Below are 11,012 nucleotides of genomic sequence, written 5' to 3'. Positions count from 1 at the left end.
TGGCGGAGAGGGTGGGAGTGGCGCCGAACATGCGCATGATTTCTGGATCATCGCCGCAGCGCGCCCGGTCCGCGATGTCGGATCGTTCGAGTGGCCTCAGCCGCGTCCGTGGCGTTCGCAGGACAGGTGGTTCAATCCGCGGCATTACCCGATTCTCCAGCATCACTTGGGGGTCGCCCGGCGCCCGTTCTGACCGAGCCAGAGCCGCTCGGTCTGATGTGCGGTCGCGTCGCGCAGCGCTGGTGAGGAGGGGTCGCCTGCGCCTTCAGCCGCCCCGGTTAGCGTCGGCCGGTCGCGCGATGGTTCGACGCCCACTCGTGTTCGTAGTGCCTGCGCCATTCCTCGGCTTCGTCGGTGCGATCGACCCAGCTCAGCGTGAAGGTCTCACGATCGTTCCAACGGAACTCGTCTCGTGACAGCTCGAGAAGGAGGCTGCCGTCGAGATCCCACCCATCCTCGCAATCCTCTGAGCCTTCGCCGAAGAGATGGGGCGCATGCGGTGCCTCAAGCCACCACACGATCATCTCCTCCGGTCGAGACCACCCGAGGAGGCGAAGCTCTCGGGTCACCGTCACGGTGGTCGAGAGGTAGCCGATAGGGACACCATCACGCAGTACGCGCGCGAGGCCGTATCGATAGCGGTCGAGTCCAGGGTCGAGGGCTAGGCCATGTCGGGTACCACGCGCGTCCCTCCGATTGCGCACTTGCCCACCGTACCGCGGATGCGCCAATGGGGGATCGCCGCGGGCTCGAACCTCAGGCGTCCGCCAGGACGAGCGGCTGCGCCTCGCGGCGAACCAGGGCGCGCATCAAGAGTTCGCGTCCGGCGGGAGACCTGAACGCGGCGACCGAGGTGAACTTCTCGAACAGCGGTGCAAGCTCGCCGCCGAGCACTCGGAGGAGTTCCGTCACCCGGTCCGCCTCGCGAATCGGTGCATCGAGGTCGAGGAGCGCTGTCAGCTCCGCTGCATCCGCCTGTCCAAGTACGGCGTCCAAGCGTGACCTCACGTGCGCCTCACGCTCATTCGGAAATTCCTCCGCTCCCAAAGCGGTGAACCAGAACGCCACGTTGACGTAGTACTGCGCCCCCCACTGGCTTTTCTGCAGGTTGAGAATGCCCACCATGCCGGGCGAACGGCGATACCAAGTCCGAGCCCGCTTCTCCAGCCCGAGCTTCGCGCCGAACTCGTCGAACGTCGCCTGTACTGGATCTCTCCGCGTCACCATGGTGTCTCGCACGATACAGCGGGGAGGACTCGCCGCTGGCGTGGAGAGCGGCCGATGCTCGCTGACGGATCGCCTATTCGGCTGGCCCCTGGCTTCTGCCGTGCCCGATGGCGAAACCGGCTGCGCCGACGAACCCGACGGCGCCGACCACCGCGATGACGGCGGCGATGATCGCGGGTGTCGTCAGGACGATGAACCCGTCAGGCGCGAAGAGCGAACCGGTGAGCGGCCCATACGCGACGAACCCGAACGACACGGGCATGCGACTGGTGATCGCGAAGAGCGCGATCCCGCCGGCTGCGAGCACGGCCGAGACGATGAGCGTGCTCAGTAGGGCTGGACGCATCCGCTGCATGGCGCCACACTAGCGAGCCCCCGCAAGTCGACATCGTCACGCCGGGACGCTGGTGCGAGATGGCCGCAGGTCGCTACGGTCGAGAACACATCACCACGGGGAGACGCCATGGACCTGTTCGAGATCGACGACACGCGACGCATGAGCCGCGAAGAGGCAGCTGCCAGGCTCCGCGCACTCGCCGACGCCCTCGCGAAGAACAACTCGGTCGAATTCGAGCGCGCGGGGCGGCGGATCACCGTGCGCATCCCCGACCAGGTGGACCTCAAGGTCGAGGTGGAGCTCGGCGAAGACGGCGACAACGAGCTGGAGATCGAGCTCACCTGGTGATCGCGGGCCGTCCGCGGACGAGTCGCGACGATCAGGGTCGAAGGGGGCTCGCCCGAACAGCCTCTGAGTCAGCCCGGCACGCAGACGGGTGCCGCCGCGGGAATACGCCGGATGCGGCATCCGTTGGCCCACAGCGTGACGAGCCCCATCAAGATCGACATCTGGTCCGACATCGCGTGCCCGTGGTGCTACATCGGCAAGCGCCACCTCGAGAGCGGGATCGCCGCGCTCGGTGACGCCGCACCCGCCGTGGAGATCGAGTACCACTCGTACGAGCTGTCGCCCGGCACGCCCGTGGACTACGCGGGCTCGACGGTGGACTTCCTCGCCCATCGGAAGGGGATGCCGGTCGAGCAGGTCGAGCAGATGCTCGAGCGGGTGACCGGCATCGCCGCGCAGGCGGGGCTCTCGTACGACTTCGACGCGGTCGTGCACACGAAGACCCTGAAGGCGCACGAGCTGCTGCACTTCGCCAAGGAGCATGGGCTGCAGCTCGAGCTGTCCGAGCGCCTCTTCCGCGCCTACTTCACCGAGGGGCGTCACGTGGGTCGTATCGACGAACTCGTGGAGCTCGCCGTCGAGGTCGGACTCGACGCGGATGCCGCGCGGGAGGCCCTCGAGTCCGGCCGCTTCGGCCCGGCCGTGCAGGCCGACATCGCGCAGGCGGGCGCGTACGGCATCCAGGGCGTGCCGTTCTTCGTGTTCGACGGCAAGTACGGCGTGTCCGGTGCACAGCCCGCCGAAGTGTTCTCGCAGGTGCTGACGCAGGTCGCGGGCGAGCGCGAGGCCGCGGCGTGAGCGGTCGCGAGACGGATGCCGCACCGGTGCCGTTCACCATGCTCGGTGGTGAGGGCGTCGTGTGCGAGGGCGACGTGTGCGTCGTGCCGGAGGCGTCGGGGGAGTAGGTCTCGACTCGAATCCCCCTACGCCCGCGCGAGAGGACGCAACACGCCGTTCGCACGCGTGCGCACGCGGCGTGTTGCGTCCTCTCGCGACGCAGAGCAGCCTGCGCAGCAGGCGCCCCGGCTACTCGGGGTCGGTGATGTCGGCGACGGTCGCGTCGAACGCGCGCACGAGCGCGTCGGCGTCGACGAACAGACTGCGGCCGTGCTCGCCCGCGCCCATCGAGACCCGCCGGCCCGGGATCGTCGCGTCGACGATGACGGGCCACGGGGTCGTCGACCCGAGCGGGGTGATGGTGCCGCGCTCGTAGCCGGTCGCGGCGAGCGCGAGCGACGCGTCGGGCAGCTGCAGCTTGTTCACCGACAGCAGGGCGCGCAGCTTCGGCCAGCTGATCTTTCGGCCGCCGGGCACGAGCGCGAAGACGTACGTGTCGTCGCTCTTCTTGACCACGAGCGACTTCACGATGTCGGCCGGCGTGATGCCGAGCAACTCGGCGGCCTCCTCGAGGCTGCGGGCGGCCGGCCGCTCGATCACGTCGATGTCGAGGCTCCGCGCCGCGGCATCCGCCCGCACGCGCTCGACGCCGGTGAGCCCCTCGAACGCGGTCATGCGATCCTCCACAGTGCGGCCATGTCGGCATCCTAGGCCGACCCGCGGGGGCGCCGGGCGGGAAGGCCCGGTCGTCTGGGAGAATCGATGGCGATGCCAACGACCACGACCCCCTCACGCCCGCTCTCGATCGGCGGCCTCGACCTCGAGGTGCCGGTCGTCCTCGCCCCCATGGCGGGCATCACGAACACGGCCTTCCGGCGGCTGTGCCGCGAGTTCGGCGCCGGCCTCTACGTCAGCGAGATGATCACGAGCCGCGCGCTCGTCGAGCGCACGCCCGAGTCGATGCGCCTCATCCGCCACCACGAGTCCGAGACTCCGCGCTCCATCCAGCTCTACGGCGTCGACCCGAAGACGGTGTCCGAGGCGGTCACGATGCTCGTCGCCGAAGACCGCGCCGACCACATCGACCTCAACTTCGGCTGCCCCGTGCCGAAGGTGACCCGCAAGGGCGGGGGAGCGGCCCTCCCGTGGAAGTCGGGGCTGTTCCGCGACATCGTCGAGGGTGCCGTGAAGGCGGCCGGCGCGGTCCCGCTCACGATCAAGATGCGCAAGGGCATCGACGCCGACCACCTCACCTACCTCGAGGCGGGTCGCATCGCCGAGGGCGCGGGCGTCGCGTCGATCGCGTTGCACGCCCGCACGGCGGCGGAGTTCTACTCGGGCCAGGCCGACTGGTCGGCGATCGCGAAGCTCAAGCAGACCGTGACGAGCGTGCCGGTGCTCGGCAACGGCGACATCTGGTCGGCCGACGACGCGCTGCGCATGGTCGACGAGACCGGATGCGACGGGGTCGTCGTGGGTCGCGGCTGCCTCGGTCGTCCGTGGCTGTTCGGCGACCTCGCGGCCGCGTTCCGCGGCGAGCACGTCAAGGCAGAGCCGTCCCTCGGCGACGTGGCCCGCACGTTCCGTCGCCACGCCGAGCTGCTCACCGAGTTCTTCGACAGCGAAGAGCGCGGATGCCGCGACATCCGCAAGCACGTCGCCTGGTACTTCAAGGGCTACCCGGTCGGCGGCGACCTGCGCGCGAAGCTCGCGACCGTCGAGTCGCTCGCCAAGCTCGACGACCTGCTCGGCACGCTCGACTGGTCGACGCCGTACCCCGGCGAGGGCGCGGAGGGACCGCGCGGCCGGGCCGGCACGCCGAAGAACCCCGCCCTGCCCGACGGCTGGCTCGAGTCGCAGGAACTCGCCGGCCGCGACCGCACGACCCTCGTCGACGCCGAGCTCGACACGTCGGGCGGCTGAGCGCGTGCGCGACCGACTCTTCGGCGGCTACCACGAGGCCGACGCCGAACGCTTCCTGCCCGAACAGCACGAGAACCGGCGCCGCAGCGACTTCGCGCGCGACCGGGCTCGGCTCCTGCACTCGAGCGCCCTCCGACGGCTCGCGGCGAAGACCCAGGTGCTGAGCCCGACCTCGGGGCTCGACTTCGCGCGCAACCGCCTCACGCATTCGCTCGAGGTCGCGCAGGTCGGCCGCGAGCTCGCCGGCAGCCTGGGGCTCGACCCCGACGTGGTCGACACCGCGTGCCTCGCGCACGACCTCGGGCACCCGCCGTTCGGCCACAACGGCGAGAAGGCGCTGAACACGTGGGCGGCCGACATCGGCGGGTTCGAGGGCAATGCGCAGACGCTGCGCATTCTCACGAGGCTCGAGCCGAAGGTGTTCTCGCCAGAGGGGCGTCCGCTCGGCCTCAACCTCACCCGGGCGAGCCTCGACGCGAGCTGCAAGTACCCGTGGCCCGAGGTCGCCGGCGTCGGCGACCCGAGCGGCCGCAACAAGTTCGGCTTCTATGCCGACGATGTCGACGTGTTCCAGTGGATGCGACGGGGTGCCCCCGAGCGCCGGCTCTGCGTCGAGGCGCAGGTCATGGACCTCTCCGACGACATCGCCTACTCGGTGCACGACCTCGAGGATGCGATCGTCGGCGGCTACATCGACGTCGCGGCGCTCGGCCGGCGCGTCGACCACGACGACCTGGTGACGGCGATGCACGACTGGATCGGCGGCGCCATCGGCCACGACGAGCTGATCGCCGCCTTCGACCGGCTCGACTCGCTCGACGCGTGGCTCTCGTCGTGGGAGGGCAGCCGGCGCGACCAGGCCGCACTGAAGAACCTCACGAGCCAGCTCATCGGCCGGTTCGCCCACGCCGCGACCGAGGCCACGCGCGCGCATCACCCGGTCGAGAGCCTCATCCGGTTCGACGCCGACGTCGTCGTGCCGCGCGAGATCCAGGCCGAGATCGCGGTGCTGAAGGGCATCGTCGCCGCGTTCGTCATGTCGCGGAACACCCGGCAGCCCATCTACTCGCAGCAGCGGCAGGTGCTCACCGCCCTCGCCGACGTGCTCTGGGAGACGGGCGATGCGAACCTCGACGCGGGCTTCGCCGAGGACTGGCGGCAGGCCGCCGACGACGCCGCGCGCAAGCGGGTCGTCGTCGACCAGGTCGCGAGCCTCACCGACCAGTCCGCACTGGCCTGGTACGAGCGGCTCGTGCAGCGCTGACACCGCCGTCCCGGCCGCGGGGCGGCATCCGCGGAATAGGATGATCACCATGGCGGGCCGCATTCGACAGAGCGATGTCGAAGAGGTGAAGGCTCGCACGAACATCGCCGACATCATCGGCGAGCACGTCTCGCTGAAGTCCGCCGGTGTCGGCTCCATGAAGGGCCTCTGCCCCTTCCACGACGAGCGCAGCCCGAGCTTCCACGTCACTCCCCAGCGCGGCTTCTACCACTGCTTCGGATGCGGCGAGTCGGGCGACGTCTACACGTTCCTGCAGCGCATGGACCACGTGACGTTCACCGAGGCGGTCGAGCGGCTCGCCGGCCGCATCGGATTCGAGCTCCACTACGAGGACGGCGGTCCGGCAGCCGAGCACGGCAACCGCGCCCGGCTGCTCGCCGCGAACCAGGCCGCGGCGGAGTTCTTCGTCGAACGCCTCGGCTCGCCCGAAGCCGAGGTGGGGCGCCGCTTCCTCGGCGAGCGCGGCTTCGACGCCGAGGCGGCGCGCCGGTTCGGCGTCGGCTTCGCGCCGAAGAGCTGGGACGCGCTCACGAACCACCTGCGCGGGCGCGGCTTCACGAGCGAGGAACTCGCGGCGGCCGGCCTCGTCTCCCAAGGCGACCGCGGCGTGTACGACCGATTCCGCGGGCGGCTCGTCTGGCCGATCCGCGACGTCACCGGCCAGACCGTCGGATTCGGCGCGCGCCGCCTGCTCGACGACGACAACGGCCCCAAGTACCTGAACACCCCCGAGACCGCGATCTACCACAAGGCGCAGGTGCTCTACGGGCTCGACCTCGCCAAGCGCGACATCGCCAAGTCGCACCGCGTCGTCGTGGTCGAGGGGTACACGGATGTCATGGCCTGCCACCTCGCGGGCGTGACCACCGCGATCGCGACCTGCGGCACCTCGTTCGGCGTCGACCACATCAAGGTGCTCCGGCGCGTGCTCGGCGACGACTCCGGCGTGGGCGAGGTCGTGTTCACGTTCGACGGCGACGAAGCCGGGCAGAAGGCGGCGATGCGCGCGTTCGGCGAGGAGCGGAGGTTCGCGGCGCAGACGTTCGTCGCGGTCGCGCCCGACGGCCTCGACCCGTGCGACCTGCGTCTCGCGCGGGGCGACGCCGCGGTGCGCTCGCTCGTCGAGGCGAAGACGCCGATGTTCGAGTTCGTCATCCGGCACACGCTCTCGCGGTTCGACCTCGAGACCGTCGAGGGTCGCGTCAATGCACTGCGGGCCGCGGCGCCCATCGTCGCCGACATCCGCGACCCGGCGCTGCGGCCCGGATACACGCGTGAGCTCGCGCGCATGCTCGGCGTCGAGCTCGGCGAGGTCAGCCGTGCGGTCCGCTCGGCGGAGGGCCGGGAGCGCGGAGGACAGGGTCGGGGCGAACGCGACGAGCGCGGGCAAGAGCGCCGAGGGCGGCCGGGGCCGGACGGCGCACCCGGGGATCGCCGCCCGCCCGAGGGCGGCGGCGCGGCCCGGAACGCTGCCACCCAGGACGGCGAACCCGAACGCGCCTACTCGATCCGCCACCTGCCGAACGACCCGGCCACGCGCCTGGAGCGGGACGCCCTGCAGGCCATGCTCCAGTACCCGGAGGCGGTCGGGATCGACCTGCTGCGTCAGGGCGTCGACTGCCGGTTCGGCAACGGCACGCTCGCCGTGGTCCGCGACGGCATCGCCTCGGCGCTCGCCACCACGGCCACGGGTGCGCCCGCACCCGGTTCGACCGCGACCGCGACGGTGACCGTCGACCGCGTCGTCGCCGAGGTGCCCGCGCCGTTCGCGTCGATCGTGCAGCAGCTCGCGGTGCTCCCGGTGCCGCAGCGCAACGCCGTCGAGCTCACCGCCTATGTCCGCGGCGTCGTCGGCGCGCTCGTCGACCGCGAGCTGCTCCGCCAGAAGCAGGAGCTCCTCGGCCGGCTGCAGCGCACCGACCGCGGCGACACCGCGACCTACACCGCGATCCAGCGCGGTCTCGTCGCGCTCGAGCAGGAGCGTCGCCGGCTGCGCGGCGACTGACGGCGACGAGGCTCGCCGCCGCGGCATCCGTCGCCCCGCGCATCGCCCGAACTGAGGACCGCTCAGCGGCGCCCGCGCTCACCTGAGCACAAGGTTGCAGATCGGTCACATTCGAGCCCCGGGGACACCGCGCCCCGAACGGGGGACCGCCGTTGTGCTAGGCCTGAGAGATACGAGATCGCGACGCGGCGACCCCGCGCGCGGTCACCCGACAGGAAGAGGTAGACGGATATGGCATCCGCATCCACGAACCGCAGGCGCGCGCTCGCGTTCGCCGCGGGCTTCTCCGCCACGGCCCTCGCCCTCACCGGCTGCACGGCCGGCGGGAGCGACGACGGCGGCGACGCCGCCGGCACGCTGACGATCGGCACCACCGAGCAGATCACCGCGCTCGACCCCGCCGGCTCGTACGACAACGGCTCGTTCGCGGTCATGAACCAGGTGTACCCGTTCCTGATGAACACGCCCTACGGCAGCCCGGACGTCGAGCCGGACATCGCCGAGTCGGCCGAGTTCACCTCGGACAACGAGTACACCGTGACCCTGAGGGACGGCCTCACCTTCGCCAACGGCAACGAGCTCACCTCGTCCGACGTGAAGTTCTCCTTCGACCGCCAGCTCGCGATCGCCGACCCCAACGGCCCGTCGTCGCTGCTGTACAACCTCGACAGCGTCGAGACGCCCGACGACCTCACCGTCGTCTTCAAGCTCAAGTCGCCGAACGACCAGATCTTCCCGCAGATCCTCTCCAGCCCGGTCGGCCCGATCGTCGACGAGGACGTCTTCTCGGCCGACGCGCTCACCTCCGACGACGAGATCGTCGAGGGCGAGGCGTTCGCCGGTCAGTACACCATCTCGAACTACAACTTCAACGAGCTCGTCTCCTACACGGCGAACCCCGACTACCAGGGCCTGCTCGGCGAGGCGAAGACCGAGACGGTGAACGTCCGCTACTACACCGACGCGTCGAACCTGAAGCTCGACGTCCAGGAGGGCAACATCGACGTCGCGCACCGCACGCTCAGCGCGACCGACATCGAGGACCTCCGCGGCAACGACAACGTGAAGGTCGTCGACGGCCCCGGCGGCGAGATCCGCTACATGGTCTTCAACTTCAACACGATGCCGTTCGGGGCGACTACGCCCGAGGCCGACGAGGCGAAGGCGCTGGCCGTCCGCCAGGCCATCGCGCACCTCATCGACCGGGACGCGATCTCGGAGGACGTGTACAAGGGCACCTTCACCCCGCTGTACTCCTACGTCCCCGAGGGGCTGACCGGCGCGAACGAGTCGCTCAAGGAGCTGTACGGCGACGGCAACGGCGCGCCCGACGCCGAGAAGGCCGCCGCGGTCCTCGAGGGGGCCGGCATCGGGACGCCGCTGGACATCAGTATCCAGTACGTCGCGGAGCGCTACGGCCCGTCGTCGTCGGACGAGTACGCGGTCATCAAGGACAGCCTCGAGGCCGACGGCCTGTTCTCGGTGAACCTGCAGTCGACCGAGTGGGTGCAGTACTCCGACGACCGCGTCGCCGACCTGTACCCGGTGTACCAGCTCGGCTGGTTCCCGGACTACTCGGACGCCGACAACTACCTCACGCCGTTCTTCCTCACGGAGAACTTCCTCGCGAACCACTACGACAACCCCGAGGTGAACGACCTCATCCTGCAGCAGGCCGTCACGGCCGACCCCGCCGAGCGCGAGGCGCTCATCGGCGAGATCCAGGAGAAGGTCGCGGCCGACCTGTCGACCCTGCCGTACATGCAGGGCGCGCAGATCGCCGTGGTGGGCGCCGACGTCGAGGGTGCCGAGGACACGCTCGACGCGTCGTTCAAGTTCCGCTACGCGGCGCTGTCGAAGGGCTAGCCACGGGCTAGAGTCGTTGAAGCTCGACGACGGGGGCGATCTGCTACCGCGGGTCGCCCCCGTTCCCCTGTACCCCTGAGGAATCCATGAGCACCACTGCTGACACCGTGTCCCCGTCGGAGGGCATACCCCAACCGGATCGGCCGAAGGCGAAGGCGCAGGGCGGCGGATTCGCCAGGTACCTGCTCATCCGCTTCCTGCTGATCTTCCCCACGATCTTCATCCTCGTCACCGTCGTCTTCTTCCTGATGCGGACCACGGGCGACCCGATCACCGCCGCGCAGGGCGGGCGGCTCAGCGCCGACCAGCTCGCCGCGCTGCGGGCCGAGGCGGGCTACGACCGGCCGATCCTCGTCCAGTACGTCGAGTACCTGGGCCAGATCTTCACCGGCAACTTCGGCGAGACCATCACCACGAACCGTCCGGTGATCGAGGTGCTGCTCACCTACGGCCCCGCGACGCTCGAACTCGTCTTCTACTCGCTCATCGTCGCCTTCGCCGTGGGCATCCCGCTCGGCCTGCGCGCCGCCTACCACCGCGACCGCCCGCAGGACGCGGTGTACCGCGTGCTCGCGATCCTCTGGTACGCCATCCCGATCTTCTTCGCCGGCCTCCTGCTCAAGCTCGTCTTCGCGGTGTGGCTGAAGTGGCTGCCCGTCGCCGGGCGGGCGACCGTGAGCTCCGAGATCCAGATGCAACTGCTCGACACGCGCACCGGGCTCTACACGGTCGACGCGATCCTCACGGGCGACCCCCGGGTCGTCGCCGACGTGCTCTCCCACGCCGTGCTGCCCGCGATCGCCCTCGGCCTGCTCACCGCCGGCATCTTCCTCCGCCTGGTGCGCACGAACGTGATCGGCACCCTCGCGACGGACTACGTCGACGCGGCCCGCTCGCGGGGCGTCAGCGAACGGCGGCTGCTCAAGCGGCACGCGTACCGCCCGGCGCTCATCCCGATCATCACCGTCATCGGCATGCAGATCGCGCTCCTGCTCGCCGGCGCGGTCCTCACCGAGACGACGTTCGAGTGGAAGGGCCTCGGGTTCATCCTCGCCGAGTTCCTCGAATCGCGGGACTTCGTCGCCGTCCAGGGCATCGTCGCGCTGCTCGCCGTGATCGTCGCGCTCACGAACTTCGTCGTCGACATCATCGCGGCGTTCATCGACCCGAGGGTGAGGTACTGA

At 70.1% G+C, this 11,012-nt stretch carries 11 protein-coding genes; 7 read left to right on the top strand and 4 right to left on the bottom strand.

The genetic code is table 11. From position 1 onward, the window contains the following. Positions 1-278: 278 nt before the first annotated feature. The 3 genes from AVP42_RS14490 to AVP42_RS14480 form a co-directional block, all read right to left on the bottom strand. On the bottom strand, positions 279-518 hold the full coding sequence (locus tag AVP42_RS14490) for a hypothetical protein (protein WP_157356860.1): 240 nt from the start codon (positions 516-518) through the stop codon (positions 279-281). 238 nt (positions 519-756) lie between these two features. Beyond that, a complete protein-coding gene (locus tag AVP42_RS14485; RefSeq protein WP_082847309.1) occupies positions 757-1,227 on the bottom strand; it encodes a DUF4304 domain-containing protein in 471 nt (156 codons plus the stop codon). Between the two features lie 73 nt (positions 1,228-1,300). After that, positions 1,301-1,582, bottom strand: a complete 282-nt coding sequence (locus AVP42_RS14480; protein ID WP_067950276.1) for a hypothetical protein — start codon at positions 1,580-1,582, stop codon at positions 1,301-1,303. Positions 1,583-1,690: 108 nt separating this feature from the next. Between AVP42_RS14480 and AVP42_RS14475 the strand changes: the two genes are divergently transcribed. Continuing rightward, entirely contained in the window at positions 1,691-1,912 is a 222-nt protein-coding gene (locus AVP42_RS14475; protein ID WP_067950274.1) for an amphi-Trp domain-containing protein, read from the top strand. Positions 1,913-2,047: 135 nt separating this feature from the next. Further along, the gene (locus tag AVP42_RS14470; protein ID WP_067950273.1) at positions 2,048-2,710 is read left to right on the top strand and encodes a DsbA family protein; all 663 of its coding nucleotides are present in this window, start codon (positions 2,048-2,050) and stop codon (positions 2,708-2,710) included. A 228-nt stretch (positions 2,711-2,938) separates the two neighbouring features. Here AVP42_RS14470 and AVP42_RS14465 read toward each other — a convergent pair whose 3' ends face one another. Continuing rightward, on the bottom strand, positions 2,939-3,424 hold the full coding sequence (locus AVP42_RS14465; RefSeq protein WP_067950270.1) for an aminoacyl-tRNA deacylase: 486 nt from the start codon (positions 3,422-3,424) through the stop codon (positions 2,939-2,941). Between the two features lie 93 nt (positions 3,425-3,517). Between AVP42_RS14465 and dusB the strand changes: the two genes are divergently transcribed. The 5 genes from dusB (at position 3,518) to AVP42_RS14440 (ending at position 11,012) form a co-directional block, all read left to right on the top strand. Beyond that, a complete protein-coding gene (gene dusB, locus AVP42_RS14460) occupies positions 3,518-4,672 on the top strand; it encodes a tRNA dihydrouridine synthase DusB (RefSeq protein ID WP_067950288.1) in 1,155 nt (384 codons plus the stop codon). 4 nt (positions 4,673-4,676) lie between these two features. Next, a complete protein-coding gene (locus AVP42_RS14455) occupies positions 4,677-5,936 on the top strand; it encodes a deoxyguanosinetriphosphate triphosphohydrolase (RefSeq protein ID WP_067950268.1) in 1,260 nt (419 codons plus the stop codon). Positions 5,937-5,985: 49 nt separating this feature from the next. Continuing rightward, positions 5,986-7,962 (top strand): DNA primase, encoded by a 1,977-nt coding sequence (dnaG, locus tag AVP42_RS14450; RefSeq protein WP_067950266.1) that lies wholly within the window; start codon positions 5,986-5,988, stop codon positions 7,960-7,962. A 231-nt stretch (positions 7,963-8,193) separates the two neighbouring features. Then, complete coding sequence (locus AVP42_RS14445) at positions 8,194-9,828, top strand: ABC transporter substrate-binding protein (RefSeq protein ID WP_067950264.1); 1,635 nt, start codon at positions 8,194-8,196, stop codon at positions 9,826-9,828. A gap of 86 nt (positions 9,829-9,914) precedes the next feature. Continuing rightward, positions 9,915-11,012, top strand: a complete 1,098-nt coding sequence (locus AVP42_RS14440) for an ABC transporter permease (protein ID WP_067950262.1) — start codon at positions 9,915-9,917, stop codon at positions 11,010-11,012.

Source organism: Agromyces sp. NDB4Y10 (genome assembly GCF_001620055.1).
Lineage (GTDB): Bacteria > Actinomycetota > Actinomycetes > Actinomycetales > Microbacteriaceae > Agromyces > Agromyces indicus.
The sequence above is the reverse complement of the archived record's forward strand: the minus strand, read 5'-3'. Positions and strand labels throughout refer to the sequence as shown.

Coding starts and splice junctions, on each gene's coding strand:
- AVP42_RS14445 (WP_067950264.1), top strand. CDS start 8,194: ATGGCATCCGCATCCACGAACCGCAGGCGCGCGCTCGCGTTCGCCGCG.
- dnaG (WP_067950266.1), top strand. CDS start 5,986: ATGGCGGGCCGCATTCGACAGAGCGATGTCGAAGAGGTGAAGGCTCGC.
- AVP42_RS14465 (WP_067950270.1), bottom strand. CDS start 3,424: ATGACCGCGTTCGAGGGGCTCACCGGCGTCGAGCGCGTGCGGGCGGAT.
- AVP42_RS14475 (WP_067950274.1), top strand. CDS start 1,691: ATGGACCTGTTCGAGATCGACGACACGCGACGCATGAGCCGCGAAGAG.
- AVP42_RS14480 (WP_067950276.1), bottom strand. CDS start 1,582: ATGCAGCGGATGCGTCCAGCCCTACTGAGCACGCTCATCGTCTCGGCC.
- AVP42_RS14485 (WP_082847309.1), bottom strand. CDS start 1,227: ATGGTGACGCGGAGAGATCCAGTACAGGCGACGTTCGACGAGTTCGGC.
- dusB (WP_067950288.1), top strand. CDS start 3,518: ATGCCAACGACCACGACCCCCTCACGCCCGCTCTCGATCGGCGGCCTC.
- AVP42_RS14440 (WP_067950262.1), top strand. CDS start 9,915: ATGAGCACCACTGCTGACACCGTGTCCCCGTCGGAGGGCATACCCCAA.